General features: G+C 42.1%; 15 protein-coding genes. 10 read left to right on the forward strand and 5 right to left on the reverse strand.

Going from position 1 to position 17772, the window contains the following annotated elements:
* Nucleotides 1-32 precede the first annotated feature (32 nt).
* The 3 genes from catA to AC4CU2_RS08295 form a co-directional block, all read right to left on the reverse strand.
* The gene (catA, locus tag AC4CU2_RS08285; protein WP_490768629.1) at nt 33-953 is read right to left on the reverse strand and encodes a catechol 1,2-dioxygenase; all 921 of its coding nucleotides are present in this window, start codon (nt 951-953) and stop codon (nt 33-35) included.
* A 145-nt stretch (nt 954-1098) separates the two neighbouring features.
* Complete coding sequence (catC, locus tag AC4CU2_RS08290) at nt 1099-1389, reverse strand: muconolactone Delta-isomerase (RefSeq protein ID WP_005399484.1); 291 nt, start codon at nt 1387-1389, stop codon at nt 1099-1101.
* Nucleotides 1390-1418: 29 nt separating this feature from the next.
* A complete protein-coding gene (locus AC4CU2_RS08295; RefSeq protein WP_490768630.1) occupies nt 1419-2528 on the reverse strand; it encodes a muconate/chloromuconate family cycloisomerase in 1110 nt (369 codons plus the stop codon).
* Nucleotides 2529-2643: 115 nt separating this feature from the next.
* Between AC4CU2_RS08295 and AC4CU2_RS08300 the strand changes: the two genes are divergently transcribed.
* The 3 genes from AC4CU2_RS08300 (at nt 2644) to AC4CU2_RS08310 (ending at nt 6724) form a co-directional block, all read left to right on the forward strand.
* A complete protein-coding gene (locus tag AC4CU2_RS08300) occupies nt 2644-3558 on the forward strand; it encodes a LysR family transcriptional regulator (protein ID WP_004979722.1) in 915 nt (304 codons plus the stop codon).
* Nucleotides 3559-3838: 280 nt separating this feature from the next.
* On the forward strand, nt 3839-5206 hold the full coding sequence (locus AC4CU2_RS08305; RefSeq protein ID WP_490768631.1) for an MFS transporter: 1368 nt from the start codon (nt 3839-3841) through the stop codon (nt 5204-5206).
* A 240-nt stretch (nt 5207-5446) separates the two neighbouring features.
* On the forward strand, nt 5447-6724 hold the full coding sequence (locus AC4CU2_RS08310) for a DcaP family trimeric outer membrane transporter (protein WP_490768632.1): 1278 nt from the start codon (nt 5447-5449) through the stop codon (nt 6722-6724).
* 143 nt (nt 6725-6867) lie between these two features.
* Here AC4CU2_RS08310 and AC4CU2_RS08315 read toward each other — a convergent pair whose 3' ends face one another.
* The gene (locus AC4CU2_RS08315) at nt 6868-7362 is read right to left on the reverse strand and encodes an IS630 family transposase (RefSeq protein ID WP_490768633.1); all 495 of its coding nucleotides are present in this window, start codon (nt 7360-7362) and stop codon (nt 6868-6870) included.
* A 47-nt stretch (nt 7363-7409) separates the two neighbouring features.
* Nucleotides 7410-7715, reverse strand: a complete 306-nt coding sequence (locus AC4CU2_RS08320; RefSeq protein ID WP_000122230.1) for an IS630 transposase-related protein — start codon at nt 7713-7715, stop codon at nt 7410-7412.
* 175 nt (nt 7716-7890) lie between these two features.
* On the opposite strand from AC4CU2_RS08320, the gene AC4CU2_RS08325 reads away from it, so the two are divergent.
* From AC4CU2_RS08325 to AC4CU2_RS08355, 7 genes are all read left to right on the forward strand, one after another.
* Nucleotides 7891-8778, forward strand: a complete 888-nt coding sequence (locus AC4CU2_RS08325; RefSeq protein WP_490768634.1) for an EamA family transporter — start codon at nt 7891-7893, stop codon at nt 8776-8778.
* A gap of 756 nt (nt 8779-9534) precedes the next feature.
* Nucleotides 9535-10371, forward strand: coding sequence for an SDR family NAD(P)-dependent oxidoreductase (locus AC4CU2_RS08330; protein WP_010326685.1), 837 nt, complete (start codon nt 9535-9537; stop codon nt 10369-10371).
* A 130-nt stretch (nt 10372-10501) separates the two neighbouring features.
* The gene (locus tag AC4CU2_RS08335) at nt 10502-11410 is read left to right on the forward strand and encodes a cation diffusion facilitator family transporter (RefSeq protein ID WP_004693172.1); all 909 of its coding nucleotides are present in this window, start codon (nt 10502-10504) and stop codon (nt 11408-11410) included.
* Between the two features lie 65 nt (nt 11411-11475).
* Entirely contained in the window at nt 11476-11904 is a 429-nt protein-coding gene (locus AC4CU2_RS08340) for a cation efflux protein, CzcI-like (protein WP_004693170.1), read from the forward strand.
* Between the two features lie 47 nt (nt 11905-11951).
* Complete coding sequence (locus tag AC4CU2_RS08345) at nt 11952-13274, forward strand: TolC family protein (RefSeq protein ID WP_004693168.1); 1323 nt, start codon at nt 11952-11954, stop codon at nt 13272-13274.
* A gap of 1 nt (nt 13275) precedes the next feature.
* Entirely contained in the window at nt 13276-14502 is a 1227-nt protein-coding gene (locus tag AC4CU2_RS08350) for an efflux RND transporter periplasmic adaptor subunit (protein ID WP_004693166.1), read from the forward strand.
* Entirely contained in the window at nt 14492-17638 is a 3147-nt protein-coding gene (locus AC4CU2_RS08355) for an efflux RND transporter permease subunit (protein ID WP_490768635.1), read from the forward strand. Before AC4CU2_RS08350 ends, AC4CU2_RS08355 begins: the two co-directional genes overlap by 11 nt.
* The last annotated feature ends 134 nt before the right edge of the window (nt 17639-17772 follow it).

Consider the following 17772-nt stretch of genomic DNA (forward strand, 5'->3'; position numbering starts at 1 on the left):
CTTTGCAGTGGCTATTTCGGTTCCAAGGGTAATTAAGCGCTAGCGCGACGACGTTCAACTTCAGTTGATGGTGCAGCCGCTTGGTCTTTCACCAGTTCAACATTGAATTGAATGTGTTTGAATGGACCTGTTAAACCACGGCGTGCAATTTCAGCTTCATCAGTGATATCGACAGCGGTAGCCACTAAGCCTTCACGTGTTGCAAATGCAAAGTCATCCCACAGGTATTGGTCACCCTCAATGTTGAATTGGGTGGTTAACTTACGGTAGCCTGGTGCAGATACGAAGTAATGCACGTGCGAAGGACGGTTACCGTGACGGCCTAACTTGTTCAATACAAATTGAGTTGTCCCTTCTGGCGGGCAACCATAACCGACAGGCATCGTGGTGAGAGCAACGTATTTACCATCTTGGTCGCTAATGATTGAACGACGTAGATTGAAGTCTGATTGTGACTTATCGAAGAAAGAGTAGTTGCCTAAGCTATTGGCATGCCACACTTCAACTTTTGCACCTTCAATAATCTGACCATCAGTGTCAGTCACTGTCCCTTCAATAATCAGAGTCGGAATTTTGCCTTCTTCAGAACCATCATCCATACGTGCAAAACCAACCGATTCAGGTGCGCCAGCCACGTATAAAGGACCTTCGATGGTACGTGGTGTTCCGCCTGTAATGCCTGCTTTGGCATCGGCTTCATCTGCACGTAAGTCGAGGTAGTGTTCAAGACCAAGACCAGCCGCAAGTAAACCAAGTTCGTTGGCTTGGCCTGCATCCGTAAAGTATTCAAGACCTTTCCAAACTTCAGTTTGGCTCAAATCTAGGTCTTCAATCACTTGGAATAAGTCACCCAATAAGCGGACCACAATTTGTTGAGTACGCGCGTCTACAGAACCTGTTGCTGTATCCACATTCATTGTTTTGACTAATGCATCAATCTGTTGACGATTCATACTATTGCTCCTTAAGTATGTTTGCTGTGTGGTGGCTAGCTTTATGAATAGGTTGAAAAGCTTAGCTGCCACGTTCCTTGTTAATTTCTTTCACTAGATCATTCATTAGGTTCCAGTGATTAAATTGCATAAAATCTTTTTCCAATTAACGATCATCTTCGCGAATAGAAGAGGGATGTCGGTTCAAAGGCATCACTTCAATGTTCATATACGGGTACAGGGGTAAACCTTGCAAAATGTTGTGTAGCTCTTCATTGCTGTCTACATCAAAAATGCTGATGTTTGAGTACTGACCTGTAATACGCCAAATATGTCGCCATTTGCCCTGAGCTTGTAGCTCTTGCGAATATGCTTTTTCGACTGCTTTAATTTCACTGGCAGTTTCAGCAGGCATATCCAGTGGAATGTTTACATCCATACGTACGTGAAAAAGCATGTATAACTCCTAAACGGTTAAGACGTCGCTTAAGCGCGGCGCAGCTGATCAATCTTGTTTTCATCCAGTTCAATACCGAGTCCTTTGCCTTGAGGTAGATGCAAAGCGAAGTTAGTGTATTGAAGTGGGGTTTTTAAAATATCTTGGGTTAACAGCAGTGGGCCGAATAGCTCGGTGCCATAAGCTAAATTTTCAAAGGTCGAGAACAAATGTGCCGAAGCAATCGTGCCGACTGCACCTTCAAGCATGGTTCCGCCATATAAATCAATGCCTGCTAAGTTGGCAATCTTCGCGACTTCATGACCTTCGATTAGTCCACCAGACTGAGCCACTTTCACTGCAAAAACAGAGGCCGCATTGGTTTTGGCTAAACGGTAGGCTGAGCTTGGTCCCATGAGCGATTCATCCGCCATGATGGCAAGATCAAAACGTCGTGTTAAACGCTGCATCGCATCAATGTTGTCGATCGCACACGGCTGTTCAATCAGGTCAACACCACCATTTTGTAGGAGTTGAATACCCTTAATCGCATCTAGCTCAGACCATGCACGGTTCACATCGACACGGATGGAAATGTCTGAACCCAGCGCTTGTTTAATCGCAAGCACATGTTCAACATCTTCTTCTACACGGCGTGAACCGATTTTAAGTTTGAAAATATTGTGGCGTCTTGCCTCAATCATTTTTCGGCCTTCAGCAATATCTTTTTCAGTGTCACCAGATGCCAACACCCAAAGTACAGGTAAGCTGTCACGTAAGCGGCCGCCTAACACTTCAGAAAGGGGTAAATCTAAACGTTGCGCTTGGATGTCGAGTAGAGCCGTTTGAATTGCACATTTGGCAAAACGGTTACCATTAATATTCTTTTTCAAAGCACGCATAGTTTGTGCGATGTTTTGAGCTTTAAGGGACTTCAATAAAGGTGCAAAATAAGTTTCAATATTGGTCTTAATGCTTTCTGGACTTTCTTCACCGTAGCCCAGTCCGCCAATTGTTGTCGCTTCACCCCAACCGACAAAGCCATCTTCAGTGCTGATTTTCACCAAGACAAGCGTTTGCGTTTGCATAGTCGCTACCGCCATTTTGTGTGGGCGAATAGTGGGGATTTCGACGAGTAAGGTTTCTATAGATTTATACATCTTAACTCTGCGCAGCCTTGCGTTGTGTACCTGATTTGATATACCTTAAAAGAATAAATATGAACTGTCGAAGATCAAATTAGCATTTTAATATATCTTAAAGGTATAAATAGTCATGGAATTGAGACACCTCCGCTACTATGTAGCTGTTGTAGAAGAGCAGAGTTTTACCAAAGCTGCTGAAAAATTATTCATTGCACAGCCTCCTTTAAGCCGCCAGATACAAAATCTAGAGGCTGAATTGGGGGTGCAATTATTTGAACGTGGCAGCCGTCCACTCAAGACCACGGAAGCAGGACAATTCTTCTATCAACACGCTGTTAAACTTTTGTCTAATGCCGAAGAAGTCAAAGCTATGACTCAGCGTGTAGGTTTGGTTGAAAAAACGGTGACCATGGGCTTTGTGGGATCGTTGTTATATGGGTTGTTGCCTAAAATTGTGTATTTATTTCGCCAACAGCAGCCACATTTAAAAATTGAATTGATTGAAATGAGTACCAAAGACCAAATTCAGGCCTTAAAAGAAGGGCGGATTGATGTTGGTTTTGGACGTTTACGCATTTCCGATCCTGCTGTGCGTCGGGTTTTACTACGTGAAGAACCGTTGATGTTAGCGGCACATTCTAGTCATCCTTTGACGGCGCAAAAACAAGGCGTGTATTTGGCTGATTTGGTCGATCAGAACTTATTTCTTTATCCAAGTCATCCCAAGCCAAACTTTTCTACTCAAGTCCAAGGGCTGTTTTCAGAATATGGACTAGAACCTAAACATTTAAAAGAAGTCCGTGAAATACAATTGGCACTGGGGTTAGTTGCCGCTGGAGAAGGAATTTGTGTGGTTCCTGAAAGTGCACGAACCATTCAACTCCCGCATTTGAACTATATTCCAATCTTAGATGATGCAGCGACCAGCCCCATTTTTCTGGCGATTCGTTCTATGGATGAAAGCGAGGACATTCGTTCATTATTTGATTGTATTTATCAGGTCTATGACCTTGAAGCGATCAAATATGATCGTGCATTTATCTAAACTTGGGGATTTAAATTCCACGATACTTTGAAAGTCTACATTTTAAAACGAACCATTTCAGCCATCCTTGCGGATGGCTTTTTTTATAGTCATTTTCGCTTAGTTTTGCTTATTTTCTGTCTCTCACTGAAATTATGGCTTATATAAGCTATTTATTTAAAACAATAAAAACCTTAACCGACCTTAAAGGTATAAATATAGAGTTATTCGGTTTTGGACAAGAAAGCTACTTTTGCTGCAATGTGCACAGCAACAAACATTCGCAAGCAGGAGGCTTAAAGTGAATACAAATCCAGTTAACATCAACACGGTGGTCGATGAAGCCAAATTTACACCCTTTCATTGGAGTGTACTCATTTGGTGTCTACTGATTATTATTTTTGACGGTTATGATTTAGTCATCTATGGCGTGGCACTGCCACTTCTGATGCAAGAGTGGGGACTCAGTGCAGTACAAGCAGGCTTGCTTGCGAGTACAGCCTTGTTTGGCATGATGTTCGGTGCAATGAGCTTTGGTACGTTGTCTGACAAATTGGGCCGTAAAAAGACCATTATGATTTGTGTGGCTATTTTTAGTGGTTTCACCTTTCTAGGCGCATTTTCAAGCAATCCTATTGAGTTTGGTATTTTACGTTTTCTTGCAGGACTTGGCATTGGTGGGGTGATGCCAAACGTGGTCGCACTCATGACTGAATATGCTCCGAAGCGTATTCGTAGCACACTCGTGGCGGTTATGTTCAGTGGTTATGCCATTGGTGGCATGACGTCAGCTTTACTGGGGGCATGGTTGGTAACAGACTATGGTTGGAAAATCATGTTCTATATCGCCATCATTCCATTTCTGGCTTTGCCGATTCTTTGGAAGTTTTTACCTGAGTCGTTGATGTTCCTGACTAAAAAAGGCGAAACTGAAAAAGTCCGTGAAATTGTGCAAAAAATTGCACCGGAGCAAGCGATTCAGCCTGAAACGACATTTAAGCTCAACGAACCTGTTGCTGGTGATGACGCTCCATTAAAGGCATTGTTCCAACAAGGCCGTACCTTTAGCACCATGATGTTTTGGGTGGCATTCTTTATGTGCTTACTCATGGTCTATGCGCTTGGAAGCTGGTTACCAAAACTAATGATTCAAGCAGGCTATTCGCTTGGTACAAGTATGATTTTCTTATTTGCTTTAAATATTGGCGGTATGGTTGGAGCGATTGGCGGTGGTGCGCTCGCAGACCGTTTCCACTTAAAACCAGTTTTGACAACCATGTTCACCTTGGGTGCTATTGCGCTGATTCTACTCGGTTTCAACAGTCCACAAATGGTGCTGTACGGTTTAATTGCGATTGCAGGCGCAGCAACTATTGGCTCACAAATTCTACTGTATACCTTTGTCGCACAGTTCTATCCAACTGCAGTACGCTCTACAGGTATGGGCTGGGCTTCAGGCATAGGACGCATTGGCGCAATTGTTGGGCCTGTACTGACAGGTGCATTGTTAACTTTTGAGTTGCCACATCAAATGAATTTTCTCGTGATTGCGATACCTGGTGTGATTGCGGCTTTGGCAGTGTTTATGGTCAACTTAAAAGTGTCTGTAGACGGTGAAAAAACCAAATCAAAACAAGTGTTTGATGCAGTTAAATCCACAGCCAATTAAATAATACTGAACCCATGAGTCTAGTGCATTAGTAGTAGGCTCATTTCAAAAACTGTATGAACTGTTAAAATCAATTTGCTTTTTATAAGTTGTTTTTTAACGCGATTTTTAATGCGATAAAAAGTTTCATTTTAAAGTATTAAAAGAAATGCATTGCGTTAGAAAACAGCGATGAAAAAGAGAGCTAAATATTAAAGAGTAAAAGTCAGGACAGACTTAAATACACAGGACCCGTGTTGAATGAAACAATTTAAGAAGAACGTTTTAGTTGTAACTTTATCCATGTTAAGTAGTGCAGCATTACACGCACAAACCAATACGACGGCAGAGATTGAGCAACTTAGAAGTGAAATTAATGCGTTAAAACAAATGCTTCAACAGAATACGCAGCAACAACAGCAGCAAGCTGTTCAATTGAGCACTGTTGAACGTCAAGTGTTGACGACGCCAAAAACAGTTGAAAAAACGGGTTTAGGTTTGACCAAAGGTGGGGCAGAGTTCAACTTATACGGTAATGTTCGCGCGGACGCATCGTATCAGGCTGAAGGTGGCGCTCGTGATATGCCATATAACCAAATCAATAGCGTACCTTTAGAAGGAAATGCTGAAAATAGCGATCGTTTAAGATCAACCCTTTCAGCAACGCGATTAGGTTTGGACTTTAAAGCACCAGTCGCCGATCAGAACTTAAATGCCAAAATTGAGGTCGACTTTTTAGGCGGTGCAAACCTTGATAATTTACGTATTCGTCATGCGTATTTAAACTATGGTAACTGGTTAATTGGTCAAACGTGGTCAAACTTTGCGACTCCAGACTATATCCCTGAAACGATTGATGCTTTGGCTTATGTGGGTGCTTCAATTAAACGTACACCTCAAGTGCGTTATACCCATAAATTCACGCCAAATACTAACTTAGTCGCGGCAGTTGAAGACCCGAAAGATGCCAGCATGAGCCAACGTATGCCTGCATTTACAGGACGACTGAATCATAAGTTTAATGATGCACTTTCAGTCAGTGGACGTGCAATGGCGCATGAAAAACGTATTCAAAATCAAGAAGAGTGGGCGTATGGCGTAGGTGTTGGTGCCAAATTTGACATCACCCCTGTAACTTCTGTAAAAGCCGACTACTACCATGTCAAAGGTGATAGCAGCTTTGTATCCTTTACAAACCCTGGTGTAGTTGCAACAGGCACAAGTATTGAACAAAGTGAATTTGACTCAATTACTGTCGGTTTAACACAGAAGTTTAATGACAAATTACGTGGCACTTTGGCTTATGGTTATATGACTTTTGATAAAAATCAGGACTACGTTGATGCTGTAGCTGATGATACCAAAATCAATAAAAACTTATGGCAAGCATGGGGTAATTTATTCTATAGCCCAGTTCAGCCTGTTAGCCTTGGTGTCGAGTATGTCTACGGTGAGCGTGAAGCGTTTGCACCTGCGGCAAATGGTAGTAAAAAAGGTGAAGACAACCGTGTGAACTTGGTTGCGATTTATAACTTCTAATACTTGAAGTGATAACCGGTTTTCACTTTGATATGTATAGATCGAAGTGAAATTTCACATAGAAGCCGAAGGATACCCCCCTTCGGCTTTTTATGTTTTGCCGTTTAATTTACTCGATACTCAGTTTTGAGAAGATGTTATAGTCAAACTACTTTATTATTCATACAAGATTCGAAAAAAACTCGAAATAACTCATCGACTGAGTCGATCAACCATTCTTTACGCTTACGTTTAACCCATGCCCACATGTGTTCTATAGGATTTAAATCAGGGCTGTATGCAGGAAGCCAAAGAATTTTATGCCCTTGTTGTTCCAATAACTCCTGAATATCTGCTCTTTTATGAAATGCTGCATTATCCATAACCACTACACTATTTTCTGGTAATGCTGGTATGAGGAATTGCTCAATCCAAAAATGAAAAACATCTGAATTGATTTTGCAGTCAAATAAACCGACTGAAAATAACTTACTCTCATGGATTGCTCCAATGGCATTGGTCTGATTCTTTAATTGCCAATTATATTGCCCTAAACAGGGTACTCCTTTTCGTGAGTAGCCATGAGGTCTATAATCATGTGACTTAAAACCACTTTCATCCAGATAAATAATCGGATGGTTTTTTTCTAATTCATTCACTTGCAGAATAAATTTATCCCTAAGCTTTGTATCTGCTTTAGGATGGCTTAACGTCTTTTTTTAACTGTAATATTTAAGCGCTTTAATGCAGCACCAATAGATGAAACACCACAATTAAAACGTGCAGCACGTTCATATTGATAAGCATCAGGATACTTTTCAACATCTTCACGTAAAGCATCATCGTTAATTTTAGAAGGTTTACGTACACGAGTTTTTTTAATCTCTATACGTTTCTTCCATTCAACAATGGTATTTTTATTAATTTCAAATTGTGCAGCTACCGCTCGAATAGAATAACCTTCCTCAAGCTTAGCTAAAATTTTACGTCTAAAATGTTCTGAATAACTCATTGCACCATTGTATTGGTTTTATAATGATTTGACTATATACATGTAATGCAATAGTCGAAGTTTCATCAGAACTTAAGTTATTTGTCACATAAGAATAAGTCATGAAAATAAAGCACATGTGTTGCCATCAACGGGTTACATTAGGTGAGGTAAGTAACTGTATATAGAGTACTTGATGACAATAACATGGATTCTTTTTACGCTTATGGCCGCTTTTATGCAGGCTTGGCGCAACGCTTTTCAAAAGCAACTCAGTACTACTGTAGATGTTTATGGAGTGACTCTAGCGCGGTTCATTTTTGCTTTACCTTTAGCACTGCTTTACATCAGTTGTCTTTACCATTTCCAACCTGTGACAGATTCCGTCCATTTCAATCTCCGTTTTGCTATCTATGTGCTTATTGCGGCGTTGAGCCAAATTGCAGCAACAGCATTGATGGTGCAACTTTTTAAGCAAAAAAATTATGCAATTGGAGTGGGTCTTGCTAAAAGTGAAGCAGTACTTGCCGCGATTATTGCCGTGCTCTTTTTATCCGATCATTTAAGCCTTTTAGGCTGGTTTGGGGTTGCTGTCGGAGGCTTCGCAGTTTTTTTAATGTCCAAAGGGCGGGACTTTTCTGATTTTTCGGTGCAAACCTTGTGTATAGGTATCGGTAGTGGTTTATGTTTTGCCATTACCTCGCTCTTGGTACGTGAGGCCAGTTTAGAACTAGATAATTTACCGTTTATTCACCGTGCAGCTTGGGTGCTCTTAATGGTGATTGGGACACAGTGCTGTTTACTTTTAATGTATTTGGGTATATTTCGCCGTGCAACATTATGGGCCATGTGGCAGCGTATTGGACTTACATTTCGTGTCAGCTTATGTAGTTTTTTGGCGTCACTGGGTTGGTTTAGTGCCATGAGTATGCAGTCAGTGCCCATTGTAAAAACTTTGGGGCAGGTTGAGATTATTTTTAGTATGTTGATTTCAGCCTACTTCTTTAAAGAAAAGCTGGCACGTGCTGAACATCTCGGTATTGTATTGGTGGTGGTTGCTGCATTTTTAGTGATTTGGGCTTGAAGTCTGATCTTTACACAGCCCCTGTCATTCATTTGTAATGACATTAACCATTCAAAATGTAATGTAACTGCCGTTTTACTAGTCTTCAACTCAAAAAAATAGAGATTAAACCCATGTCTAGGTTTAATCTCCAAAGTGTATTTTCTCGTGGAGTTTAATTTTGAGGCCCGAATTTAGATGTTGATATTAGTGCAGCAAACTTCAGATTCTTATTGAAGAAGGTAGTTTTGATCTGCACCGACAAAGAAAATCACACCTATACAAAAAAGCCCACAGTAAATCGCGAACCAGATAATCATGTTTTTAAATGCTTTATCTGAAATTGAACTATCTGCATATTTTGCTGGTTTTTTTGAGTCTAGATCTTTCATGGTTACTGCACTCAACTGAGGTGATGAGTACATTATGTAAAGCAAACGACTGATGAAACAGGTACAAAAACAAGATTAAAAAAATATAACAGATGAAGCAGAATTGCTCAGGACTGTTATAGTCTAAAGCCTATGTGACACACTATGTAGATATCAGTAACTTGTTTTCAGAGTCCTATCACTTGAAAATACAAGAAAATTAAAAATGATCTTATATTTAAAATACCACTCATGAATTTTATACATACTGAATCATTAGAAATGATCATTTCATTCATGACTGTAATTTTTGTACATTAACTAAAATAGACCTTGTCTGCGTAGAACTAAAGTACTTGAACCTTCAGCATGGCGTTTAAGTTTAAAACGATATTTAGAGAGCATTATGAAAAATTTTGAAAATAAAGTGGCAGCGATCACAGGCGCAGGTTCAGGCATTGGGCAGCAGTTGGCGATTCAACTGGCTAAACAAGGTACACATTTGGCACTCAGTGATCTCAATGAACAAGGTTTGGCGGAAACCTTAAACCACGTCAAAGATTATCCTGTTTCAGTCACGCTCACAAAACTGAACGTTTCAGACCGTAAAGCAGTAGAGGATTGGGCAAAGCAGTGTGAGCAGGATTTCGGGCAGGTCAATTTAGTTTTTAATAATGCAGGGGTCGCGTTAGCGAGTACTGTTGAAGGTCTGAGCTATGAAGATGCCGAGTGGATTTTCAACATCAACTTTTGGGGTGTGGTGTATGGAACCAAAGCTTTTTTACCCTACTTAAAACAAAGTGGCTCTGGGCATATTGTGAATATTTCAAGTCTATTTGGGCTCACTGCTCAACCTACTCAGAGTGCCTATAATGCGACAAAGTTTGCTGTCCGTGGTTTTACCGAGGCACTACGCCAAGAACTAGACCTAGAAAACTGTGGTGTCAGTGCAACTTGTGTTCACCCGGGTGGGATACGTACCAATATTGCCAATAGTGCTCGAATGAGTGACAGTATTCGTGCGCTGGGTATGAACCCAGAGCGTGCTAGCCGTTCTTTCAATAAAATGCTTAAAACCCCGCCAGATGTGGCAGCACAGGCCATTTTAAAGGCTGTAAAAAAAGATGAGCGCCGTGTCTTAATTGGAACAGATGCCAAAATTATCGATCTGGTACAGCGTATTACACCAACAGGCTATACGCAGGCCATGAGCTTTTTGACAGGGAAAAAACGCCGTAAATAAAGACGTATTCACATGAAAGATGATTTTATTGTTTTAACCGAGTATACTAAATCGAGTAATTTTTAAATTAAAAAAAGCTTCGATTTCAATGCTAAAGCATTCCGTTAAATAAAATGATAAGGAGTCCTACATGAGTGGTTCTCATAACCATGATCACAGTCATGTTGAAGTGACTGCAAAAAATGCCAAGAAATTAACCATCGCACTTGCCCTGACGTTTACCTTCTTAATTGTAGAAGTGGTCGCAGGATTTATCACGCAAAGCTTGGCCTTACTGTCCGATGCAGCGCATATGTTTACCGATGCCGCTGCTTTAGCGATTGCTTTAGCAGCCATCAAAATTGGGCAAAAACCTGCCGATGATAAACGTACTTTTGGCTATCAACGGTTTGAAATCTTGGCAGCTTTGTTTAATGCCATGATGTTGTTTGTGGTAGCCATTTACATTTTATATGAAGCCTATCAGCGTTTTAGTCAGCCACCTGAAATTCAAAGCTTGGGTATGTTGGTTGTTGCGGTTCTGGGTTTAATCATTAACCTGATTTCAATGAAGATTTTGGTGTCGAGCAGTCAAGACAGCTTAAATGTGAAAGGGGCTTATCTTGAAGTGCTCAGTGATGCCTTGGGCTCTGTGGGTGTGATCATTGGCGCACTGGTGATTTATTTCACAGGTTGGATGTGGGTAGATACCGTTATTGCGGTGTTGATTGGCTTTTGGGTCTTACCTAGAACTTGGGTGCTACTGAAACAAAGTATCAATATTTTGCTCGAAGGTGTACCAAGTGAAATTGATATCGAATCTTTACGCAATGATTTGCTGGCTTTAGAGGGTGTACAAGGTATTCACCAGCTTAAAGTTTGGGCCATTACCTCTAAGAATGTGCATTTAACAGCGCATTTGATTGCACCTGATGTAGATCAGAGAGCTTTATACCACCAAGCTGTGGAGTTATTGGGGCATGAGCATGGGATTACGCAAGTGACTTTGCAGATTGAAGAAGATGAATGCCATCCACACCAACATGAACATAGTCATTAAAAAAGACTTGACCTTAGACTTAGTCTAGGCTTTACAATAGCGTCACTTTATTTCAGTACGACATTATGCGTTCTACCACGTGGATTAGCGTCTTAGTTGCTTTATTCATGTTCCAAAGTCTTTGGAACGTGGCGGCAGCTTTTTGCGTCCATGAAGAACAAAAAACTCAAGTCGTGACGCAACAAAATTTTCATTTTGGGCATCATCAAACCACCTTGTGTGTGTCTGATGATAAGGCACACCAGCAAAGCAGTGCCGATAGCCATACTCAAACGGCAAATGATCAGTTTGAATTGGGTGAAGACCATCAAGACCATCAAGATCATTTGCCTTCAATGGCACATTTGATTATTCCGAAAGAAATAAACTATCAAATGCCGCTCGCGTTTGAAGTTCGTGAGCGTCCGCAGTTTTTTTGGCACAATGCCTATCAAGCCCCTGATTTATTGGGGCAACATCCTCCTCCTGAACTTTCCCCGCTAATGGTGGGGTAGCCTAAAACATTTCCCACCACTTCTTCTAAAAATTAGTGGGAAAAAACATGTCGAATCAATTTAAGGCGTTTATACGCCAAGCCCTTGCTGTGGGCATAACAACAGCCGCAATGCAATGGAGTTTTGCCGAACCGATCAAGACTTTGGATGAAGCTTTAGCAAAAGTAGAGCGCTATCAAAACCAAAGCGACATTGGGCAACAGCGTCAAAGCATTTCAGAGCTGAACATCAAAAACAGTGGCCTATGGCAAAATCCTAGCTTAAATATCAATCAAGATGGTTTGGGTTCAAATACCAATCAAGAGCTCAGTATTGCCATCAGTCAGCCCTTAGATGTTTTTGGACAGCGTAAGCTTAATCAAAAACTCGCAGAAACAGCGCAGCAACAAGGACAGTTACAACAACAACTGTGGACAGCACAAAGCCAATTGGTGGTGAAATTTGCATGGTCTCAGTTGGCTTTGGCACAAGTTGAAAAATCGCTGTACGCAGCACAACTCAAAGTGAGTCAAAACAATTTAGACAGTGCCAAAAAACGTTATCAGGCGGGCAGTATTGCTTTGGTTGACTATGAACGTGCGCAAATCGAAAGTTTGGATATGCAGCGCTTATACCAACAAGCGGTACTGTCAGAACAAGTAGCACAGCGTCAACTCTCAAACCTTTGGGGCGAAACCAAAGCCGATATTCAACTCAATGCGACCTCAATGCCATGGCCAGATCAAAGCGATGCCACAGTACAGCGCTATATTGCTGAAGGTTGGTTGGAAAAGCTATATGCACTGAACATTCAACAGTCCAATTTAAACATTGAAAGTTTAAAAGTGCAGGCACGTCCCAATCCGACCTTAAATGTCGGCATGAAACGGAGCCAAGCACCGAATGAAAGTAGCGATACCACATTAGGTGTCGGCGTGGATATTCCGCTGAATATTTTTAACCGTCAGCAATACAGCATTCCGATGGCCCAGCGTCAGCAAAGCCTGTTGAATCAGCAGCAACAGCGTGAGTTAAAACAGCAAATTTTAGATATCGCCAATGCCATGCATGAACTCAAAGGACTAAATAAACAGTTTAGTTCGATGAGTCAACAAACGTCTTTGGCAGAACAAGTGCAAGTCCGCACGCTGCAAGGTTTTAAAGCGGGAAAGCTGTCCATTACCGACATTCAACAAGCCAACTTACAGCTGCAAAGCATACGCCTTGGGCAGTTGCAGTTATTACGTCAAGCTTGGCAGACTGCATTGAGCGCAGAAGCACTCAGCCTCGGTACTAGCTATGAGCAGATCAGTAGTTCAGATGCTTATAGCCAAATCAGTAAAAATTCAATCGCACAAATACAAGACCTCATCCTTGGCGGAGCACAATAATATGCAACTAAAAAACCAATTTGGAAAAATATCACAGCCATTGATGATTGGGCTTTTGCTCCTCATTACATTTCTCATCGCTGTTGGAATTTGGTTTAGCTCGAAAGATACAACCACTGATGAACATGCGCATGAAGAATCTGAACATTCGGATGAGCCCGAGGCAGAAAAAGGACATGCCGAGGAAGGTGAAATTCAACTGACGGCACAGCAACTGACAGAGCAAGGCATTCAAATCGCTTCAGCTCAACAAGGCGTGGTGTCTCAAGTTACCGTTCTGCCTGGAAAGCTTGTGGTTAATACCGATCAGCAAGCACATATTTCGCCAAACTTTGGTGGGCATGTGGAACAGGTGAATGTTGAACTTGGTCAAAACGTACAAAAAGGACAAACCTTAGCTGTACTGTCCGTCCCAGAACTGATTGATCAACAGGCCAATTTGCGGATGGCTCAAGCCAGTTTGGATTTGGCACGTCAAGATTATCAACGTGAACAGCAGTTATGGTCACAGGGCATTTCCGCCAAGCAGGATTACCAACGGGCAGAAAATGCTTACCGACAAGCGCAGATTACTGTGCAATCGGTGCAAAGCCGCTTAAACGCCCTAGGGGCAACAGGTGGAGTAAATGGTCGTTTTGCCATTAAAGCACCCATTTCAGGTGTGATTAGCCAAAAAGATATCGTAGTGGGTGAAAACGTACAATTGGCCGATCAGCTTTTTGTGATTGAACAATTTAAAGAGTTATGGCTTGAGTTTAATCTGCCTGCTCAGTACTCAGGTCAGTTACAAGCCAATCAGAGTCTGACATTTAAGCCGAATGCTTCTGAACAAAAATATGAAGCCATTATCCAAAGCTTAACCTCTCAAGCCGATGCACAAACAGGACGCTTGGTGGTACGTGCTAAATTAAAAAGCCAAGCGGCTGAACTACGTCCAAATGTTTTAGTGAATATCTTTTTAGACAATACCAGTTCAAAAACAGCACTTCGCGTCCATAAAAGTGCTATTCAAAACATTGAAGGTCAAACTTCGGTATTTGTGGTCGACGCTGAACAAAAAGGACAAGTGCATTTGAAAGCGCAGCCCGTTCAACTTGGGCAAGCTTCAAATGATGTTCAATGGGTGGAAGTGATTTCAGGCCTAACAGCAGGACAACGCTATGTCAGTCAAGGCAGCTTTGTTCTTAAGTCTGAATTAGAAAAAGGCGAGGCTGATCATGCACACTAATCATGATTTACCCAAGCCTGAGGGTTTGTTTGAACGAATTATTCAGTTCTCTATTCAAAATGCAATTTGGGTCATGCTCTTTGTCTGTACATGGATTGCGGTCGGGGTTTATAGCTATCAAAAACTGCCGATTGATGCAGTGCCCGATATTACCAATACGCAAGTACAAATTAATACCCAAGCCAATGGTTTTACCGCATTGGAGGTTGAGCAGCGGATTACCTATCCAATTGAAACTGCAATGGCGGGTATTCCAGATTTACAGCTGACTCGATCTATTTCACGCTATGGTTTGTCCCAAGTCACTATTGTATTTGAGGATGGCACAGACATCTATTGGGCACGTCAGCAGATTAATCAACGGGTGCAAGAGGTCAAAGCGGACTTACCTAGCGATGTTTCCCCAACCATGTCACCAGTTTCGACGGGTTTAGGTGAAATTTATCAATGGGTCATTAAAGCTGAACCGAATGCCAAAAAAGTGGATGGTACGGCTTATAGCGCGATGGACTTGCGGGAGATCCAAGATTGGATCGTTCGTCCACAATTGCAACGTGTTGCGGGGGTTGCCGAGGTCAACAGTATTGGCGGGTTTAATAAAACCTATGTGGTTGCTCCCGACTTAAACCGTATGCAACAGTTGAATATTTCCTTAAGCCAACTACAAACTGCTTTACAGGAAAATAATGAAAACCGTGGCGCTGGTTATATTGAGGAAAATGGTCAGCAGCTCACAGTCCGTGTTCCGGGGACACTCAACAGTCTTGCAGACATTGAAAATACAACGGTTGCCAGCCCAAATGGGAACCCCATTCGTGTCGCGGATATTGCGCAGGTTTCAATTGATCATGACCTCCGAACAGGAGGAGCAACCTATAACGGCGAAGAAACTGTACTCGGCATCGCTATGATGATGATGGGGGAAAATAGTCGAACGGTGTCTAAAGCTGTAGATGCCAAAATTCAGGAGGTGCAAAGCAGTTTACCGCAAGGTGTCACAATAGAAACGGTTTATGACCGCACGACTTTGGTGGAAAAAGCCATTAAAACGGTGCAAAAGAACTTGGTTGAAGGCGCAATCTTGGTGATTGTGATCCTCTTTTTATTCTTAGGTAATATTCGTGCGGCGTTAATTACAGCCTGTGTGATTCCACTGTCTATGCTGTTTACTTTAACGGGTATGGCACAGCAGAACATCAGTGCCAACCTGATGAGTTTAGGGGCATTGGATTTCGGGATTATTGTCGACGGTGCAGTGGTAATTGTTGAAAACTGTATTCGCCGTTTAGCCCATGCCCAGCAGTTACTCAAACGACCGTTGACTCAGTCGGAACGTTTTAAAGAAGTGTTTTTGGCAGCGCGTCAAGCCCGCCGTCCACTCATTTTTGGTCAGCTGATTATTTTAGTGGTGTATTTACCGATTTTTGCACTGACTGGTGTAGAGGCAAAAATGTTCCACCCAATGGCTTTGACTGTTGTACTTGCACTCGTTGCAGCTATTATTTTGTCGATCAGCTTTGTACCTGCGGCTGTCGCACTTTTTGTCAAAGGTGACATTAAAGAAACTGAAAGCCGTTGGATGCTGTGGCTAAAAGAGCGATATCAGCGAGTATTGGACTGTACCTATCAGTATAAAGCGGTGGTTTTGACCTTCGCACTGTGCTTATTGGTGTTGACGGGATTACTTGCAACACGTATCGGCAGTGAGTTTGCACCGCAACTGAGTGAAGGTGACTTTGCTGTACAGCAACTGCGCTCTCCAAGCACAGGCTTAGAAGAATCACTTCGTATTCAGGAAAATACGGAAAAGCTACTTCTGAAGAAATTCCCTGAAATACAGGCTATTTTTGCGCGAACAGGCACGGCTGAAGTGGCGACCGATGTGATGCCACCGAATATTTCAGATGGTTACGTCATGCTGAAACCCCGTGATGCATGGCCAAATCCAAAAGAAACACTCGATGAAATGCGTAGCCGTATGCAGGCCTATTTAGCTACATTGCCCGGGAACAACAGTGAGTTTTCTCAGCCAATTGAACTGCGTTTCAATGAGTTAATATCGGGTGTACGTAGTGATGTCGGTGTCAAAATCTTTGGCGATGACATGCAAGTGTTAAATGCGGAAGCTGAAAAAATCAGTAAATTGATTCAACAGGTTTCAGGCAGTACCGCCGTTAAAGTTGAACAAACGTCGGGTTTACCTTTGCTCAATGTGGAAATTGATAAAAGCTTGGCGGCTCAATACGGCCTAAGTGTCAAAACCATACAAGACTATGTGTCAGCAAGCATTGGCGGACAAAATGTCGGTGAAATTTTACAGGGCGACCGCCGTTTTGACTTTGTGATTCGACTCAGTGAGCAAGATCGTAGTGTCAATGGGATTGCGCAACTGCCAATACAGCTTCCAAATGGTGGCAGCATTCTGCTCACCGATATTGCCACTGTAAAAATGATGGATGGCATTAACCAAGTCAGCCGTGAAAATGGCAAACGTCGTGTGATTGTCACGGCGAATGTGGAAGGGCGTGATTTGGGCTCTTTTGTCACAGAGCTACAAAATCAGCTTAAGCAATATCCGTTACCAAGTGGATACTGGATTGAGTATGGTGGTCAATTTGAAAACTTGGCCTCAGCGCAGGCTCGAATGCAGATTGTGATTCCACTGGCATTATTGACGATCTTTATTTTGCTGATGGCCGTTTTCCATAACATCAAAGAAAGCTTGCTGGTCTTCACTGGCGTTCCATTTGCCCTAACTGGTGGTGTGCTTTTCTTGTGGTTAAGAGACATTCCTTTGTCAATGTCGGCGGGTATTGGTTTCATTGCCTTGTCTGGGGTTGCCGTCTTAAATGGTTTGGTCATGCTGACCTTCATTAAAGAGCTAAGAGGGCAATACCGCTTACATGAAGCCGTTTGGCAGGGAGCGATTTTGCGATTAAGGCCTGTTTTAATGACCGCTTGTGTAGCGTCTTTAGGTTTTGTCCCAATGGCGCTTGCCACGGGCACAGGAGCAGAGGTTCAACGTCCACTGGCGACCGTGGTGATTGGTGGAATTATTTCTTCGACGTTATTGACCTTGGTGCTATTACCAGTGTTGTATCGTTGGATGAATGCAAAAAAAGAAACGAAAGTTTAATCCCTTAATCAGTTAAAGCATGGGGAGGCAAAACAATCTCCTCATGCTTTTTTATACTACTTGATATCAGTCTGACCGCTTTTGGGCGTTAAAAATGGCAAATCTGTTATAGTCTGTTATATTTTTTTTCACAA

Source organism: Acinetobacter sp. 797_lipA, assembly GCF_058243025.1.